General features: G+C 43.7%; 18 protein-coding genes. 6 read left to right on the forward strand and 12 right to left on the reverse strand.

Annotated elements, in window-relative coordinates; translation table 11 throughout:
• Nucleotides 1-54 precede the first annotated feature (54 nt).
• Both gmhB and C2M32_RS03410 read right to left on the reverse strand, forming a co-directional pair.
• A complete protein-coding gene (gmhB, locus tag C2M32_RS03405; protein WP_105167111.1) occupies nucleotides 55-621 on the reverse strand; it encodes a D-glycero-beta-D-manno-heptose 1,7-bisphosphate 7-phosphatase in 567 nt (188 codons plus the stop codon).
• Nucleotides 618-1,664, reverse strand: coding sequence for a glycosyltransferase family 9 protein (locus C2M32_RS03410; RefSeq protein ID WP_105167112.1), 1,047 nt, complete (start codon nucleotides 1,662-1,664; stop codon nucleotides 618-620). The genes gmhB and C2M32_RS03410 overlap by 4 nt, the downstream gene beginning before the upstream one ends.
• 122 nt (nucleotides 1,665-1,786) lie before the next feature.
• On the opposite strand from C2M32_RS03410, the gene C2M32_RS03415 reads away from it, so the two are divergent.
• Nucleotides 1,787-2,506 (forward strand): 3-deoxy-D-manno-octulosonic acid kinase, encoded by a 720-nt coding sequence (locus C2M32_RS03415; RefSeq protein ID WP_105167113.1) that lies wholly within the window; start codon nucleotides 1,787-1,789, stop codon nucleotides 2,504-2,506.
• Here the strand turns inward: C2M32_RS03415 and hldE are convergent.
• From hldE to C2M32_RS03430, 3 genes are all read right to left on the reverse strand, one after another.
• Entirely contained in the window at nucleotides 2,503-3,960 is a 1,458-nt protein-coding gene (gene hldE / locus C2M32_RS03420) for a bifunctional D-glycero-beta-D-manno-heptose-7-phosphate kinase/D-glycero-beta-D-manno-heptose 1-phosphate adenylyltransferase HldE (RefSeq protein WP_105167114.1), read from the reverse strand. The two genes, C2M32_RS03415 and hldE, sit on opposite strands and share 4 nt — an antisense overlap.
• On the reverse strand, nucleotides 3,960-4,532 hold the full coding sequence (locus C2M32_RS03425; protein ID WP_105167115.1) for an SIS domain-containing protein: 573 nt from the start codon (nucleotides 4,530-4,532) through the stop codon (nucleotides 3,960-3,962). The genes hldE and C2M32_RS03425 overlap by 1 nt, the downstream gene beginning before the upstream one ends.
• 71 nt (nucleotides 4,533-4,603) lie before the next feature.
• The gene (locus C2M32_RS03430) at nucleotides 4,604-6,055 is read right to left on the reverse strand and encodes a capsule assembly Wzi family protein (RefSeq protein ID WP_105167116.1); all 1,452 of its coding nucleotides are present in this window, start codon (nucleotides 6,053-6,055) and stop codon (nucleotides 4,604-4,606) included.
• A 150-nt stretch (nucleotides 6,056-6,205) separates the two neighbouring features.
• Here C2M32_RS03430 and waaA point away from each other — a divergent pair, with 150 nt between their 5' ends.
• Both waaA and C2M32_RS03440 read left to right on the forward strand, forming a co-directional pair.
• Nucleotides 6,206-7,465: a lipid IV(A) 3-deoxy-D-manno-octulosonic acid transferase gene (gene waaA, locus C2M32_RS03435; protein WP_105167117.1), complete on the forward strand. Its 1,260-nt coding sequence runs from the start codon at nucleotides 6,206-6,208 to the stop codon at nucleotides 7,463-7,465.
• A gap of 13 nt (nucleotides 7,466-7,478) precedes the next feature.
• Nucleotides 7,479-8,030 carry a DUF1415 domain-containing protein gene (locus C2M32_RS03440; protein WP_105167118.1) on the forward strand — a complete coding sequence of 184 codons (552 nt, stop codon included), beginning with the start codon at nucleotides 7,479-7,481 and terminating at the stop codon, nucleotides 8,028-8,030.
• A gap of 81 nt (nucleotides 8,031-8,111) precedes the next feature.
• Here the strand turns inward: C2M32_RS03440 and C2M32_RS03445 are convergent, their stop codons facing one another.
• The 3 genes from C2M32_RS03445 to C2M32_RS03455 are packed head-to-tail and all read right to left on the reverse strand — an operon-like array spanning nucleotide 8,112 to nucleotide 11,034.
• Nucleotides 8,112-8,432, reverse strand: coding sequence for a YdbL family protein (locus C2M32_RS03445; protein WP_105167119.1), 321 nt, complete (start codon nucleotides 8,430-8,432; stop codon nucleotides 8,112-8,114).
• A gap of 11 nt (nucleotides 8,433-8,443) precedes the next feature.
• Nucleotides 8,444-8,623: a YnbE family lipoprotein gene (locus C2M32_RS03450; RefSeq protein WP_070991771.1), complete on the reverse strand. Its 180-nt coding sequence runs from the start codon at nucleotides 8,621-8,623 to the stop codon at nucleotides 8,444-8,446.
• A complete protein-coding gene (locus C2M32_RS03455; RefSeq protein WP_234401210.1) occupies nucleotides 8,620-11,034 on the reverse strand; it encodes an intermembrane phospholipid transport protein YdbH family protein in 2,415 nt (804 codons plus the stop codon). The genes C2M32_RS03450 and C2M32_RS03455 overlap by 4 nt, the downstream gene beginning before the upstream one ends.
• Nucleotides 11,035-11,394: 360 nt before the next feature.
• Between C2M32_RS03455 and C2M32_RS03460 the strand changes: the two genes are divergently transcribed.
• A complete protein-coding gene (locus tag C2M32_RS03460) occupies nucleotides 11,395-12,060 on the forward strand; it encodes a hypothetical protein (RefSeq protein ID WP_105167121.1) in 666 nt (221 codons plus the stop codon).
• Nucleotides 12,061-12,068: 8 nt separating this feature from the next.
• Here C2M32_RS03460 and C2M32_RS03465 read toward each other — a convergent pair whose 3' ends face one another.
• Nucleotides 12,069-12,944 (reverse strand): LysR family transcriptional regulator, encoded by an 876-nt coding sequence (locus C2M32_RS03465; RefSeq protein ID WP_105167122.1) that lies wholly within the window; start codon nucleotides 12,942-12,944, stop codon nucleotides 12,069-12,071.
• Between the two features lie 94 nt (nucleotides 12,945-13,038).
• Here C2M32_RS03465 and C2M32_RS03470 point away from each other — a divergent pair, with 94 nt between their 5' ends.
• Nucleotides 13,039-13,539, forward strand: a complete 501-nt coding sequence (locus C2M32_RS03470; protein WP_105167123.1) for a lactoylglutathione lyase family protein — start codon at nucleotides 13,039-13,041, stop codon at nucleotides 13,537-13,539.
• A gap of 256 nt (nucleotides 13,540-13,795) precedes the next feature.
• Here the strand turns inward: C2M32_RS03470 and C2M32_RS03475 are convergent, their stop codons facing one another.
• Nucleotides 13,796-14,482 carry a hypothetical protein gene (locus C2M32_RS03475; protein ID WP_105167124.1) on the reverse strand — a complete coding sequence of 229 codons (687 nt, stop codon included), beginning with the start codon at nucleotides 14,480-14,482 and terminating at the stop codon, nucleotides 13,796-13,798.
• A 79-nt stretch (nucleotides 14,483-14,561) separates the two neighbouring features.
• Nucleotides 14,562-15,788: a hypothetical protein gene (locus C2M32_RS03480; RefSeq protein ID WP_105167125.1), complete on the reverse strand. Its 1,227-nt coding sequence runs from the start codon at nucleotides 15,786-15,788 to the stop codon at nucleotides 14,562-14,564.
• A gap of 787 nt (nucleotides 15,789-16,575) precedes the next feature.
• Between C2M32_RS03480 and C2M32_RS03485 the strand changes: the two genes are divergently transcribed.
• Nucleotides 16,576-16,785 carry a cold-shock protein gene (locus C2M32_RS03485; protein WP_105167126.1) on the forward strand — a complete coding sequence of 70 codons (210 nt, stop codon included), beginning with the start codon at nucleotides 16,576-16,578 and terminating at the stop codon, nucleotides 16,783-16,785.
• A gap of 398 nt (nucleotides 16,786-17,183) precedes the next feature.
• Here C2M32_RS03485 and C2M32_RS03490 read toward each other — a convergent pair whose 3' ends face one another.
• Nucleotides 17,184-17,495 (reverse strand): cupin domain-containing protein, encoded by a 312-nt coding sequence (locus C2M32_RS03490; RefSeq protein ID WP_105167127.1) that lies wholly within the window; start codon nucleotides 17,493-17,495, stop codon nucleotides 17,184-17,186.
• Between the last annotated feature and the right edge of the window lie 90 nt (nucleotides 17,496-17,585).

Raw genomic sequence — 17,585 nt, forward strand, 5'->3', positions numbered from 1 at the left:
AACCCGTAAATGCACGGGTTGTGATTATCGTGGGCTTTACCATAAAGTAAATATTTATGAGACAAGCGGTAGTAACGCGGGAACTTGGCCTAAAGATTGGCACACATGGTCGGCTTGACTCTTTGCTTCATCGCTAAATGACTGACCTGATTCCACCAGAATCGCTAAATTGACGCCAGCAGCTCTGGCGGCTTCAATATCGGACAGCTTATCACCCACCATCACACTGGCACTGACATCTATGTCAAACTCAGCTATCGCCTCATTGAGCATACCTGGATTGGGCTTTCTGCAGTCACACTCTTTTTGAAATTCAGGAAGCGCTTTATGCGGATGATGCGGGCAGTAATACACCTTACTGATGGTGACTTGATGTTTAGCAAATTCGCTACACATCCACTCACTCAATCTAGCAAACTGCTGCTCATCATAATACCCTCGGCCAATACCTGATTGGTTCGTTACAACAACGATGATGTAGCCCTTGGCAATAAACTGCTGACACGCTGCAAAGACGCCATCGATAAACTCAAAATCTTCAATCTTATGAACGTAGGCATGATCAACATTAATGACGCCATCTCGGTCTAAAAACACCGCTTTGTTTTGCTTTTTGCTCATAGCTTTTCTGCCTTTACCACGTGATCAAACATCTCTATCACTTGTTGAGTTTGAATTTGTTGCATCAGATCATCCCCTTTCACGCGTATTCCCCACGGCAATTGCTGTGCCGTTTTACCTTTTTGTTTCAACAAGTTTTGATGATACACCTCAACTACATAGTCCTGATACAAATACGGCCCCGTGCGTTTTGGGTTTGAATGCGCATACAGACCAATGACCGGCGTTCCCACCGTTACGGCCATATGAGCAGGCCCTGTATCGGGTGCCAATACCAAACTCGCTTGCTTTAACACACACAGTAATACCTTTAACTGGGTTTTGCCCACCAAGTTCGTAATATCACATTGCGCGTGTTGACGAATCGCAGCGGCTAAGTCTTGCTCCAGCGGCGTCGGTCCTCCCGTGATCACCACTGAAAACCCCTGCGCTGCAGCGTGATCAGCTACGGCGGCATAACGCTCAGCTAGCCAGTTGCGCGCCGCTTTACTCGCTGCAGGTGATATAACAAACACCCGCTCATTACACTGTGCCAACAAGTCTGCTGCTTGCTGATCATCCTCTGTTGATATTGGCATCTGCCAAGTAGGCACATCGCATTCAACCCCAATCGTGCGAGCAAACTGTTGAAAACCTTCCAATACATGAGGTTCGTTTTGGGACGCGATACGTTTATTGATAAATAGCGAATGCAACTCTTTGCTGCGACCTCTATCAAAGCCAATTTTCATTTTGGCTGGAATACATCGAGCAGCGAGATTGGCGCGTAGTGCAACTTGCATGTGCAACAGCACATCAAACTTACGGCCCTTAAAAGTGCGTTTTAGAGTTTGATAAGCCGCTTTTCCCTGTTTTTTATCAAAAACAACAAACTCAACCCCAGGTAAGTCTGCCAATAACATTGCTTCTACTTTACCTATCACCCAAGTAATCGCAGCGTTTGGATAGCGAGCTTGAATGGCCTGCACCGCCGCAACGGCGTGACATACATCACCTATCGCAGAAAGCCTAAGAATACAAATAGAACTAGGAGGCTGAGACACAAATTTCCTACTTATCAAAAATATTTGCGCCAGATCTTAAATTAATCAATTTGCTTTGCAAGTTTATGGTCAACAAAAAACACGTTACACTTGGCACAACTTTTACCTGAACAAACCTTTCGATGAAGATCACCACGGCCAACAATCAGTACCTATTAACATCTGATACCTGCACTTACACTGTCGACCTAAATTGGTTTGATGCCCAATTTTGGCAAGCGAAGAATGCTATTGTTGCTACTAAAGAAGGTCGCTCCACAGCGTGGTTTTTTAAACAAGGTCAAAAAGTTAATGTGTTAAAACATTACTGGCGTGGCGGGTTGATAGGTAAAGTATTGTCTGATCAATACCTTTTCACAGGCTTAGAAAATACTCGTGTTTATCAAGAATTTGCGCTGCTTTGTCAGCTTGAAAAGCTCGGTCTTCCCGTTTCAAAACCGATTGCAGCCAAGGTGTCACGTGTAGGATTAGTCTATCGTGGCGATCTCATCACCGAAGCCGTTGCAGGTGCTCAAAGTCTATGCGAACGCCTACAAGCTAGATCAGCAACTCATTTAGAGCTGCAAAATGTTGCAACAACGCTCGCGCGCTTTCATAAAGCGGGTGTCTATCACGCTGATTTAAATATCAATAATATTCTGTTTGATGAACAAGATGAGGTTTATCTGATTGATTTTGACCGTGGCCAGTTGAAAATACCGAACGCTGCGTGGCAGCAAGCGAATATCAGCCGTTTGCAACGTTCATTTAATAAAGAGGCCGGCAAATGGCCGACCTTTTATTTCACACAAGACGATTGGCAGCTATTGCAACAATCTTATTTGCAAGCGCTACAGAACTAAGACTTAGCGGTTTTACCTAGCTTAGCTTTTTCTATAATGCCAGAGGTTGAGCAACCATCTAAAAAGGCTAATACTTCTACTTGCCCGCCTTGACTGAGCACATGATCGGCCCCAGCAATTTCTGACACCTTGTAATCGCCGCCCTTGACCAAGATATCTGGACTTATCTGCTCGATGAGCTTTGCTGGCGTGTCGTTCTCGGCTTCGCTACCAAAAGGGATCACCCAATCCACGGATGCCAAAGCACTCAGTACCATGGCCCGCTCTTTCAATGCATTGATAGGCCTTTGTGGGCCTTTCAAGCGCGTGATTGACTCATCATTATTTAGGCCAACTACCAATCGCTCCCCCATGCTTTTCGCTTGTGCTAAATAACGTACATGGCCTGCATGTAAAATATCAAAGCAACCATTGGTGAACACTATTCTCTCACCATTTTGCTTGGCAAACGCAATATGTTTGAGCACATCATCGAACGGGGTTTGATAATGTTCGCCAGTTTGACGTAAATACTGCCCCATTTTACGGCTGAGCTCTTCTGGTGATACAGTCGCAGCACCCAGCTTACTGACCGCAATACCCGCGGCGATATTGGCTACTTCTACTGCATCTTTAGGTGCCATCCCCGCACCCAACATGGTGGTGAGCGTTGCGATAACCGTATCTCCGGCCCCCGTTACATCACTCACTTCTAATACCTGTGCAGGGAAATCGTGTTTTTCTGTTGCGCAAATAAGCGACATGCCTTGCTCAGAGCGGGTTAACAACATTGCGCCAATACCGTTGTCGGCAATTAATTGACGCGCACTGTCGGTCAGCGCTTGTTCACTGTCGACCTTACCACCAGCTAACTTAAATTCGTTTAGGTTAGGGGTAATATAATCGGCCCCACGATATAGCGATAAGTCACTGGATTTTGGGTCGATTAATACCGTTTTACCCGCAGACTTAGCCAAGGCGATCATTTCTTTAATGGCACTTAAAGCGCCTTTGTTGTAATCCGAAAACAGTACAAAGTCATAGTCATCAAGTACCTGCTCTAAACGCGCAAGTAGTAAACGGCTATGCTGCTCGGTAAATGTTTCTTCCAAATCTAACCGAACAACCTGCTGATGACGACTGATCACTCGCATTTTAGCAATAGTCGGTAGCTCTTCGACCGTGACTAACTGCGAGGCTATCTTTTCATTTTCAAGAATTCGAGCCAGCGATACGCCGTTGTCGTCTTCCCCTATTAGACCAAGCAAACCCACTTGGCCATCTAAATGCGCAATATTCTTGGCTACGTTTGCCGCGCCACCAGCTTTATCTTCCAAGCTACTCACCTTAACCACAGGCACAGGCGCTTCTGGTGAAATTCGACCTGTATCACCATGCCAATAGCGATCAAGCATCACATCACCAACGACTAGAACGCGCGCTTGATTTAGCTTCTGTAAGCGAGAAAACTCCATTACTGCTGCTCCGCTACCAGCATATCTACAGCCTCACAAAGCCAGTGACCGATAAACATGTGTGCCTCTTGGATACGCGCAGTTTCATCGTTTTTAATGATTATGGGCAATTTAGCGATATTTTTAACCTCACCACCATCACGCCCTGTTAATGCTACGGTATTCGCGCCAATTTCATTGGCTGCGGCCAAGGCTAGATTAATGTTGGCACTGGTACCTGAGGTTGTCAGTCCAATCACCAAATCTTCAGGTTTACACAGTGCCTGTACTTGGCGCTCAAACACGGTATCAAAATGATAGTCATTGCTATGTGCCGTCAAAATAGAGGTGTCTGTTGTGAGCGCGATTGACGCTAATGGCCCACGCTCTAGCTTATATCGCACCACAAATTCGGCTGCTAAGTGCTGAGCATCAGCGGCACTACCACCATTACCAAACCAAATGACCTTGCCGCCTTTGGCTAATGTGCTATGGCAAGCTTCTAGCAGTCTCAAACATTCTTCATGATAATTTGCCATGGTTTCAAATAGTGTCTGATGGCGCTCAAGGCTCGCTAAATAACTCTGTTGAATGTGTTCATTTGCGACATATTCGTTCCTATATTACCGCTTTTGGGTATAACTTCTTAAATTTAATCGTATTATTACCAGTATACATTGAGCGACAGCCAAGTATAACTTTCTCCAAATACATCTTTGCCAACACTTAGTGTGGTTTCAATCTGACGACCTTCAATAACACGACTATTACTCAGCTCTAGCGCTCGGGCTTGCTCATAGTTCGCCCCAACTTGGTTAAACTCATTCACATAACCGCTTTCGTTATCAACTTGTGTATATTTGAAACGCCACATAGTGCTGTGATCACTGCTGTATGTTGCCTCTAATGTATGCACTTTGCTCGGCGCGGCATCTCCAAATACACGTTGATCCGCAGCAAAATGACCAACAACAAAGCCCTTATAGGTGTTGCCCGCAGTGGGGTATATTTCATTCACATACCATAGGCTATGCATATTTGTGTACTCATAGCGCAGCGTTGTGGTTTTGCTCAGTTGAGGCAAGTACACCCCGAAACTGGCAACGGTGTTGCCAAATTGGTAATTACTATGGTTTTTGGTATCTTCCCCACCGTATTCAAGATACCACTCGATGGGAGTATAGAAATTAGTTTGTAATGTGCTGGTAAGCGTAGCCCATTGATCTCCAAGTTCAGAATCCTGACTCACGCCATTACCTTTGTTGTCATTACCCGCTGGGTCAAAATAGGCTTTGAGCACATCACTACCGCTTACCTCTCGGGGGCCGCCGCCAAATTGCATCATACGGTTCAAGCCAATTTTCCAGCCTTCAATTGGTTCAATGCTCAAATGCGTGCCGGCAAGTTTGGGCGAGCCATCGTGCAATTGACCTTGATAGACTATGCCCTTTTCTACGCGGTCCAACTCCGAATAAAACAATTCAAAGTCTAAGTTCCACCAATTGTTTAGCGGTGCAATCAACCCCAGCGACACTGACGCCGCTGGTTTAGCATTATTTGAGTATACTTGCGCAAAACTTTTAAAAGGTGAAAACCAGTGTTCTTTGTAGCCTAGGTTTAATTGGAACGTATCTCCTGCCAGCGCATAAAATGTGTTGTAAAGTACCAAGTCTCCTTGTCGTACTCGATAATCCATCCCCATCTGCAACAAAGTGTTGTCACTGCCACGCCATACGCCATCTAATGATATTTCGGCGTATTCACTCGCGCTGTTGTTTCTATCATTAGCCAATTTTACTTCTGTGCCAGAGTCATATCTAAGTTTAACCCCTTGCCTGACAATCTCGTCTTTCCCTTGATATTTCTTTAAACGCTCTCGGATATGGCTGTACAGCTGAGCATCAATACCACGTAACTTTTGCAACGCGATGTTAATTTCACTGAGCCGATAGGGCTTGGCCATAGGCACTCCCTGCGTCAGCGCAAACATACGGTCTATCTGATACTCCAATATTGTATCTTTACCTATCGGTAAATAAGCGGTTGGCGCACTAAAACTAAAACACGAAAATACCAGCGCGAACGCGGCGACACAGGACGAGAGCTTTAACGACATACAATAACTGCTGCTTAGTAGATAAAAGTGAAGGCATGTTAGCAAATAACTGTGCCTGTCGCACGGCTTCAAATGTGTAATTTTGTTATAGTATTTCACTAAATTCGACGAACAAGCTAAAATAGCGTTTTGATCAGCTGCCAAGGTGCTATGACTCGATTACTTTACTCTCTTTCACTCGCATTATTGAGCCCTGTTATTTTACTGTACCTGTATCTTGTTCGTGGTAAGAAAAACGCAGCCTACAAACAACATTTTAAAGAACGTTTAGGCTTTTACGATGCTCAGCAAGTACAACACCCAGTGGTGTTTCACTGTGCCTCTGTTGGCGAAGTTCTTGCGGCCACACCACTGATAAAAAGATTTATACAGACTCACCCAAGCGAGTCAGTGCTTATCACGTGCAACACCCCCACAGGCCGAGCACAAGTGACGCAAAGTTTTGGTCATGATGTCACGGTATGCTACTTACCTATAGATTTTTACTTTGCCAGTAAGAGGTTTATCAAGCATGTTCAGCCCAAGCTGCTAGTTGTATTAGAAACAGAGCTGTGGCCAAATTTATTCACCCATGCCAAACAAGCAAACTGCCCCGTATGTGTCGTCAATGCTCGACTCTCTGAAAAATCTTTGCAAGGCTATCAAAGATTTCCCAACATAAGCCGCTGGATCATGACCCATATCGACTCACTTGCCAGTCACAATGAGCAAGATGCACAGCGATTTATAGCCTTAGGCCTAACGGCCGAAAAAGTGTCTGTTACTGGGTCTATAAAATTTGATATTCAACTCGATGAAACCGTTATAGCCGAGGCACATCATCTCAAAACAGCGTTTACTGGCCGCCCTGTTTGGATTGCCGGTTCAACACACCCAGATGAACACGAGCAAGTGTTAGCGGCCCATAAAAGCGTGTTGAACACTCATCCCAATGCGCTGCTAATTATTGCACCTCGTCATCCTGAGCAATTTGATAAGGTCGAGACGCTGCTTACTCATTCAGAACTGAGCTACTGTCGCCGCAGCCAAACATTCGACAACCAAAGTCAGGTCCTGCTTGTTGATACGCTCGGCGAGCTTAAGATGTTATTCGGCAGCGCCGATATTGCCTATATTGGCGGCAGTTTAATCCCACGAGGTGGACATAACCCACTCGAAGCGGCCGCATTCGCAGTCCCTATATTAAGTGGTCCCCATACCTATAACTTTGCGCATATTTACCCAGAACTATTAACGTTACAAGGGGCAACCACGGTTGCTGATCAGGCGCAGTTAGCGCACACAGTGGGTACTCTGATGGCGGATGAACAAAAACGCCAAAAGCAGGGGCAACAGGCATTGCAATGTCTCAAGCAAAATCAAGGCGCCGTGGACAAAACCTTAAACTTATTGAACTCGCAACTTAACTAAAGCGAAATACATCATGACAACATCTTCTTTAACCCCAGAGAAAATCATGCAAAATTGGGTCAGCTCAGTGATTGTTAAATACAATTTTTGCCCGTTTGCACGCCAAGAAGTGGAGCAAAACGCGATTCATTATCGCGTTTCAACAGCTGTCAGCCATGACGATGCCGTGATGGACATGTTAGACGAATGTGCTGCCATGAATGACGACGCTGGCAAAGAAACCGCTTTACTGATTTTTACTGAAGGTTTTGGAGAGTTTGCCGACTTTTTGGATTTAGTCGATTTGGCCAATGCCATGCTCGCAGTACAAGGTTATGAAGGCACTTATCAAATCGCGAACTTCCACCCAGACTATGTATTTGCCGACAGTGACGAAGACGACGCGGCCAACTATACCAATAGAGCGCCCTATCCAACATTACATATCATTCGTGAACAAAGCATGGCCGAGGCATTAGACAGTTACGATGAACCTGAGAGTATTCCTGAACATAACATTCGTTTGGCAAGACGCAAAGGCGAAGCTTTTTGGCAGCAGTTATTAAAAAACTGCTATAAGAAGTAATCGCTGAAATTATGCTTTGTTTATATTGCTGATTTAATGCGGGATAACGGGGCGATGAATACGCGCCCCGTTTGTGAGTCTTTACTTTTTCACCCAACTACCATTGACTTGAACATAGTGTCCTTTGGCTGTTTTCTCAATGGCTTTTTTACCCGCCAGCAATTCAACCTGAGACAAGCTAATCCCATTTTGTTTCGCCAATTGCTGATACTTCGCTTTACGCTTAGCGTTGATATCATCGATAAGCGCTTGCACCTGAGCTGCGTTACTTACCACCGCTAAATATCCATTTGCTGTTTCGCCCACTAGACCTTGATCCTTAGCGCTGTCCAGCGTCAATGCCCAAGCCGAAAAAGCCATACCAAGCGCGGCGATTGTCACTAATAATTTGTTCGCTTTCATGTTTCTCTCCCTTAGAATAACTCGCTGTCATCGCTGAATAAATTGTCCAATTCTTTGTCAACTTTAACTCGGATCTCATGATCCACTTTGACATTCAAATTGATGGTGATTGGCTCCTTGGTCTCGACCTGTACTTTATGCGTACAAGCACTCAGACACAAAAAGCTCATCAGTATTAGGGTCCATTTCATGGGCTTTGCTCCTGTTTAGTTAAAGCGTCTTCTACTTTTTGGGTGATCTCGTCGCTCAGTCGCAACGCCCTAAAAAGCGTAAATATATTCTCTTGGTGTGTGTAATTAAAGTTCACAGGCTGCGCCTGAGCTTTGTTCTCTCCAATAATCTGTACCGCCAATGTCAGCCAGCCATCCGAGGTCAGTGCCACATCACTGCTAAGCGTCTCAATTGTCAGGTCATCTAACACTCCAATCACCGACTTCAAACTCGGCTGTTGCGCTTTGAGCGCTTCAACGGAAGCATTTTGTGCAACCTTGAGTTTGCCAATTCCCGTATTGAACAACTTGCCCTGCTCAATACTCACTGTCGCGTTTTCAATGCGCACAGGAAATATTCCTGAAACTCGACCATTAAGTTCAATGCCGGCATCTCGTCCAGCTTGTGCTATTAACCCCAAATCTAATGATTCAGCGCTTAGTTGCAATTGTTGAGGAGCCGCTGATAACTTAAGCAAATCTAAGTGAATTTGACCATCAAACACTTGCGCATTTAAGTCCTGTAACTGTGCTACATTGTCTTTAACTTGTAATTGTGCAGACAGATTAGAAAGCACCACACCTGAGCGTACCTGCCCTACAGCCACCTTAGAACTCGCTATATTAATCTTACCTGAACTGAATTGCCCGCTAATTTGCGTATCAATATCATCAATATAGTGCGTATCATACAGCGCTGACACATCTTTGAGTTGTACGCTAAAATCAGCGGTTTGTAGGTTTAAATCACCACTGGCTTGCATGCTTAACGCTCCCTCCGCCAGTTTAAGTTTGGGTGCAACTTGAGCTAACAGTGGGTGCAACTCAGTCACCGGTTCAACGCTGACCACCAGCTGATATGGGTGTGCCTGTGGGGAGTATTGATGCTTTAAAACGGCCTCAATGCCCGGTGCATGAATATAGTGCTCAAGCGCAGCACCACGACTTTGCTGGACTTTACTGTCAATGCTTACGTCTTTGATAGTAAGCTCTGGTAACTGTAGCTGCGCCACAGCCGTATGCCCTGAAATATCAGAGAATATTTCACCACGTTCTAGATCTCCACGTAATCTAAACTTTGATACTACCGAGCTAAGCTGAGTATTACTGTGTGTCACCTTCTCCATAGATAGCTCGGTATCGAGGGTCAGTTGCTGATCAACGCCTAACTTGGCCTGAATATCCAGTTGATTATGTATGCTTTGGCCATCTGTAAAGTGAAGTGTTGGTGTCGTTACCTTGGCCTTGGCATGACCATTTAACGTATCGCTAAAACCCAACACTCCTTCAATCTCTAACTGCCCTTCTTCTACCTGAAAATGTTCTAGCGATGCGCTTTGTATACTACCTTTGGCCACCCAAGATAATGTGTTAGCAGCAGGCCCCATAACGAGTTTAACGTCACCATCAAGTTGGCTGTTGCCATGCTCAAACTCAACCAAGGGTAAGCGCTCACTTTGATATACCAAACGAGTATCCAAATACAGTTCATGCGCCTTATAACTTGATGTGCCTGTGAGTGAAATACCTCCCAACTGCACACTGTTATGGGTGAAATTCAATTCACTTTTGAACTGCTTATGCGGTATTTGTGCCTGAACCTCTCGCAGCGTTAACACGCTACTTTGATCGTGACTGTGTAAAGATACCTGTTGTGTTTCGATTTGCCCGTCATAAAAATTGATAGCCGCTGGCAGCGTTAACGCCCATGGTTGCATCATCAAAGGATTGAGTTGCAGCTTATCATTCTGAGGTAATAATGTGTCACATCCCAAAGGCGTCACAGTCGTGGTTAAATCAGACGCATCTGCCACGACTTTTTGGGTGTTTAACGCGGCATTCAACTGTATTTTCCCCACACTTTGCAAAGGTAATTGACAGGATTGATAAGGCATGTTCGCTGCTAGTTGTGGCTCCGCCTTTATTACCGCACGCTCGCCCGTAAAAACAATGCCCGCACTGCCCGTTAAAGACGTGACAAATTGGGGTAATAGCCCTTGCACTAATGGGCTTTCTAAATCGACACTTGCCTGAATTTCACTGGCTGCAACCTGCACATCGGCGACCACATCCCCAGACAGTGAAAAGTCATATAACTGATTCTCCGTTAATGATGCACTGAATTTAGGTAACAGCGAGGACTGCTCAATATTAATATTTTCAATATAAAGCAGTGGCCTGTTTGGCAAAGTCAGTGACAACGGTTTAAACGTCGCTGGCTCAGACGGCCCATTTGCTGCGTTTTTTATACGAGCATTGAGTTGTGTAACGTTAATCATGGAGCGGTCGACAGACACATCTTGCAAGGTCACGGAAAAAGCCTCTGCGGTTAAACACAATGATTCAATATGGATTGAACGCCAACTGTCAAATGACCAATCCAAACAACTCATTTGCAAGTTGTGCGATTGCAAATAATGATTAGCAAGCTTTGTGCTCAATGGTTGTCTGGCTATGTACAGGCTTAAAAGCAAACCACACACCACCAACAACAGCCACTTTAACCGCCTAATAATCATACACTTGCAATCCATACATCATTACATTCATGTGCTAATAATAAAGGAAAATATCGCCGCTGTGACAAACTAATTGTAATAAGTTGTAGTCCCAAAAAGCGTCAGGAATATCATATTACATAGTCATGCAGACAACAGAATAATGCTTTATACTAGCCTAATACTTCAGCGCCGGTAGGTGCATTTTCTAATATAAAGCAGCCTGTAAGGCCAAAATAAACCTTTGCTATGACAATGAATAAAATAATACTGATCACCTTACTTTCTTTAGTGACTTTGTGTGCACAGGCTAGTAAAGAAAAACAAGAACCACCACCGTTAAACCCAGCCTTCTACGGGGAACACCCTATGGTGCTACTCAATGAAGGTTCGAGTATTTATGCTGTTAACTTACCGCGTTATCAATTTCCCAATAACGTGCAGGTGGTGTATCGAATTGAAAACCCCGGTGTGGCGTTTCTTAGCCTAGTAAGAGACTCAGACTTGATCACCATTAAACCTAAGAAGTTTAATATTGAGCGTCTAATGCGTGGTGAAGAGTTAGAGGTAAAAGCCGATGTGTACAGTGGCCATTTTGCCGATGGAGGTATGCAAATGCATAAAGATTACCCCATCGTGTTCAACAAAAAACTTTATTCACGTGTGCTCACGGATTTAACGCCATCGTCACAGTGGCAAGAATATGACGCTATCCCGCTCTCTGAAAACGGCAGTATTTATATTCATAAAATTCAACAGTCACCGAGTTTCAATCATTTGATCTATGTGGACCTGACCAGCGCCTGTATGCAGAAGTTTCGCACCTCTAAGCGCGTGCCACCACACAGTGAACTAACGCTGAAATTCGTCAACTGTGGCTCATTAAAACCGATGTTTTATGACACTCAAGGGTTAGAGTGAGCAATAGACTAAGGTTTGAGCCATTTAATTGCTTCATCCAGAGCTGTTTTTGCTCTATTTGATAGGCTTTTCTTGCTGTGAGTGCAGGCATAAATAGGCTCACTCACCGCCACATTTAAAGGGTGTGTTTTGATGGCATTTTGCTCCCTAAATGCCTCAACAGCGTAGGCTGGCAGTACTGTAAAGCCTAAACCTCTACTGATGGGCTCTAATATAAGCCCAATCTGATTGGAAAAGCCCCGCTTTAAAAGTAAATCACTATGCTGAAATTGTTGAAAGTTAGCACTGAGTAGCAAGTCAGCATGGTGTGCACCATCGGGGTGATCAATGAACCCCAACTCCGTGAGTGCTTGCCACGAAACAGACTTCACCTTTGCAGAAGTTACCAATAAAAGCGGCTCGCTGGCGACCAATTCACCACGTACTTCAGGCGAGGTTGGCTTAATACTCATAAAGCCAACATCAATTTTTGATGCACTTACAGCGTGCTGAATATCGTGATTTGGCGCAAACCGAAAATCAATGCAGAGTCGCGGGTGACGAGCTTGTAAGTCCAACAGTTTGGGGTATACCTTTAAGCCAACACTCCCCGGGGACATTACCTTGACCACACCTTCATGCGGGTCATCCCGTGCGATGTCATGCTCAATATTTGCCATTGAGAGTAACAAGGGCTTACCCTGTTCGTATAGCCGCTGGCCCGCGTCTGACAAAGAAAACTGCTTACCCTCTCTAATCAACAGCGTGACCTCAAGCTGTGCTTCTAACTTGCGAATATGTTGGCTGACCCCTGATTGAGTCATAAACAATTGCTGTGCAGTTTGAGTAAAGTGCCCAACTTCAACCAAAGTGCAAAAGGTGTTTAACCAAGTTACATTTATCATTACGAAACGTACTCAATTTTATAACTTATAATAATTTTACTTAATCAAGTATCATTTGTAACCTGCGCTCAGACATTATTTAGGAGTGCATTTTATGAACAACACCTATCCACGCAATTTTTCCCATATTGGTATTTCGGTGCCGGACTTAGACAAAGCGGTTGAGTTTTATACCCAAGTGTTAGGCTGGTATCTCATCATGAAACCCACCGACATCAGCGAGGATGACAGCGCAATTGGGCAAATGTGTACCGATGTATTCGGTGCAGGTTGGCAGAGCTTTCGCATCGCTCACTTATCAACCGGTGACAGAATAGGAGTTGAGCTATTTCAATTTAACAATCAACGCAACCCAGAAAACAACTTCGAATATTGGAAAACCGGCATCTTTCACTTTTGCGTGCAAGACCCAAATGTAGAAGCACTCGCTGAGCGCATCGTGGCAGCAGGTGGCAAAAAACGAATGCCTGAACCTCGTTATTACTATCCAGGCAAAAAGCCATATCGCATGATTTATATGGAAGACCCATTCGGTAATATTTTGGAGATCTACAGCCACAGTTACGAGCTAATTTATAGCGAAGGGGCCTACTAAACAGCTAATGGGCGCGTTTAATATAACCGCCCTTGACTACTCACTTTGATAAGAGTTTATGTTGTATTGCCTATTGCTGATGTGAAAAAGGTGACGATTGAGTTTGTTTGAAAGGTTGGTGAGAACGAAAAACAGAAGGTCGATCTCACTCATTTTTGGACAGAAACGTTTTAGGGTATTTATTCGGTAACGCCTCAAGCAGGGGCCGAAAAACCAGAGCGAAGCGGCGGTTTTTTGGTCCCTCTGGCTGGCTTTGTTAGGCATTTTCTTGGACCTCTTTCTGGAAGCCATGATACTTTTTATACCTAAAGTCCCTAGAGTCTCTAAAGCAAGGAGGCAAACCCTCAGGGAAGCGCTCTCCACCGAGAAATTCTAGAATATCTGATAAATAGGTTGTTACTCTAATCCAAGCATTTCTGAATGACTCAATTATCTCTTCATCAAAACCTTCAATATGCCACTCTCTGATCAGAGCTAAAACCTGAACTTCATCTGGAGCTAAAGCCTGCATTAGTATTGGCTCTTTCTCAGAGCGCTCGATAAACCTCTTAATTGCAAGATCGCTATCTTCAAAGGGATCAACATAAAAACCAAATTGCATCTTGATCGTATACCCTCTAATAGATGCGACAAAAGCTTTACTCTCTGGCTTTAACATTGACTTGTGAACAATATGACGACGATGCTGGATTACTTTTGAGAAAAGAGGATCTACCAACTCTAATTCTTTTCTAATTGGCTTATGCCACGCAGGAAATCCGTCATGGTTTTGTAGTGCCATATTGATCATATCGGGAATTTCCCGCAAAGATCGTATAAAGGCATTCATAGAATACCTAAGAGCGTCAGCGTCATGATAGTTACCTTCGATCTGATGAAGATACCAGTGGCTCTCTTGCCATCTATCCAACGCAGCTTCAATTTTATCGTGAGCACAACTCATGTGTATGCCTAACGCCGCGCTCTGCGGCAAATTTGGAGCGCAGCGGAAAATTTGTCCGACAGCAGCGCCTTGTTAGCTTTTACCTTGGTATGTGGTAGAGCATTACTGCCAGCTTTACCACCCGGTTTCTATCACCATCAAGATGAAACTCATAGTTGAACCAAGTTTCATCTTTTTCATCAACGCACTTGAGGAAATTGGTGTGTTTTGGGGATGCTTCTTTGACAGTTTCAACCACGCTGCTAAAATCTTTGTTTGGCACAAACATAATCACCGCAGCCTTTGAATCTCTCCATGTCAGATAACCCAAAAGCTGACTTATTGTGGCCAGGAAGCTTTTTTCACCCCTCCAGAATTTGCACTCACCAATAAACACATTTGAACCTTCATACCTAAGTAATATGTCAGTTTTACCAGTTTTATTGAATGTTTCACCAGTTGCAGAACCCTCAAAATTTGGCTCCAACATCATTAAAAAGTGATCTCTAAGATGCTCTTCTTCTTTGCCCGCGTACAAACTAGGCAACCGCTCAAATTCTTTTCCCACATCATGGATTAATTTTAATATATCTATATATGTAGACTGATCAAGGCTTGGCTCGGGCGTAAAGCCTGCTTCCTTAACGCTTGGCTTATTTAAAATCGGCTTCTTTCGCTTCTGAGGCGTAGGCACAGAGAATGTTGCTGACGCCGCACTAGATTTCTTTATTGGAACACCCAATGACGCTAGAACTCCAGAGCTTTTTTGAATTCTCTGCTTTCGTGCAATAAATGCATTACGAACATATTGCTCCAAGCTAGCGTTTGATCTTTCTACTTCAGTTTTCACATTTTGATATTGCTGCAAAATGCTTCTAAGGTTTTCGTCTTTTCTACGAACTATCTCCTCAGCGTTGTCTCTGAAGTTGATTATTTCAAAGCAAAATTCATCACGATTAACTTCGATCTCCATAGTCCACATAATTCTAGAACTAGGCATGCAATGGAGCAATTGAATGTTGCCACTTATTGGAATATGAAATTTTATTACATCTTTTTTATAGGATTTTCCTGAATAGACATGAAAGTCGCGGGGGAAACGCTCGGCTGGTATCATTTGTTCGCTAGAGGAAGCGTAGGTGTCGTCAACGTGAATTTCTAAGTTTTCAATTGTCGCCTCTGCCACTTTGTGGGCGATATAATCATCTTCATTAACGTTTAGAATGTAGTCATCCCTTTCGGCTTCTATAGAGTGAACAACATTCGCTTTGCTTGCCTCAAGAAAGTCCCGCAACTCTCTTTCCCCGAACACTCTACTTTTTCTCATATTTGCCTTTATCTCCATGAAAGCTAACAGCGTATTACCAAGAATTCCCGCTAACACTCTATGTGTTAATTGTCAGAATAATCAAAATACGATTGTTAATAATCTAATTATTAACAACTTACACATAGCTACAAGGAATTACAATTGTTTAGACTGCCCTATAACCGAGGATTTACTTAATCGAGAATGAATAAAATTACATGAATGAGAACACACATCAAAAACAGTATGAAAATTAATAGCCTGAATGTTTATGAAAGCTTTAACAAGAAGCCGCTTAAATTACATAACGAGAGTCGATTGCTTTTAAGTCTAAATTTTGAACGTCCATTCTTCGTTCTAAGCCGCACTTAGAACATTTATGTTAACTCACAATGGGGCAAAAACGAGTTACGCTGATGGTCCGCTTCTGGCACACAACAGACGCTTACAGCCTTATGTCGGATGGCGCGGCTTCGCCACTTATCCGACCTACTTCGATGTAAATGTAGGTTAGTAAATCCAAAGGTGTCACTCAACAATCTGGTAGGTCGGTATAAGCGAAGCGCCATCCGACGTTTTCACTATTAAATTGCTATGTCTTTAGGCCTGCACCTGATAAATACCTTTACATTTCCACATAAAGTATATATTGTGCTCGCAGCTCGAAAGAAAGTCTTTTATTTATACTCTCCATCTCGTTGTTTTATTCGTAATTCCTCGTCCTGAAGTTTCTAGATTCCAGTCAATTTTCACGCTATTCAAGCCTCTTGAAGGCAATCTTTTATTTAAATTTCAGGTTATTATTATGTCTAACACAGTTAATGGAACAGTAAAGTGGTTCAACGAAGCAAAAGGCTTTGGTTTTATTGAGCAAGAATCTGGCGCAGATGTCTTTGCCCACTTTAGCGCTATTGCAAGCTCAGGTTTCAAAACCTTAGCGGAAGGCCAAAAAGTTGAGTTCACCCTAACTCAGGGCCAAAAAGGCCCGCAAGCTGAGAATATTGTAGCTATCTAAGCTCTTTCTCAGTCAAAAAAGGGCAAGTCCGCAGGGGCTTGCCCTTTTTTTGCATGTATGTCTCGTCCTGAAATGTGTTTACACATTTAGGACTTATTATGACAAGTACAGATAAACAAAGATTTAAACGAACACAAAGATATTTTTGAATTACATATACCGCTAGGTCACATTAACGGAAATCTTAAAACGGTCCCTGTTATTGCGCTCTTTTTGAATCCAGATTTTGAAGCGCGCTAGGTCGGCATAAGCGAAGCGCCATCCGACGTTTTCACCGTTTTACGCAATGGGTGCTCCGCCCTGCTTTTGAATAGCTTTATTTCAACATCAGCACTGTTAAGACTCGCAAACGGATTAACCGCTGTTAATCCACTTTGCAAATTTAAGGTAACGTTTAACTAAACACTGCCCTCAACTTCAACCACTAGAATACGCGCCTCACCTTGTGGGTGGGCAACATGTTCAGTCCCTACGCTTGCATAGAAAATATCACCCACATTGAGTAGCGTAGATTTTTCTAGGGCTTGCTCTTTGTAGCGCATCTCAACACAGCCATCTAACACCACAAATACTTCTTCACCATCATTGATGTGCCATTTATAAGGCTCATTCGTCCAGTGTAAGCGGGTGGTAATGCCATTCATGTTGGCAATATCCAATGCTCCCCAAGCGCGCTGCGCTTTGAATTCTTTTGCGCGGATTATTTTCATCTTTTTAGCTCTTATTATTCAATATCTTATAAACAAAAAAGCCGCTGGGTAGTGATATACTCAGCGGCTTTTTTATTACCTTTCTGGTGG

The organism is Pseudoalteromonas sp. T1lg23B (assembly GCF_002964665.1).
Taxonomy (GTDB): Bacteria; Pseudomonadota; Gammaproteobacteria; order Enterobacterales; family Alteromonadaceae; genus Pseudoalteromonas.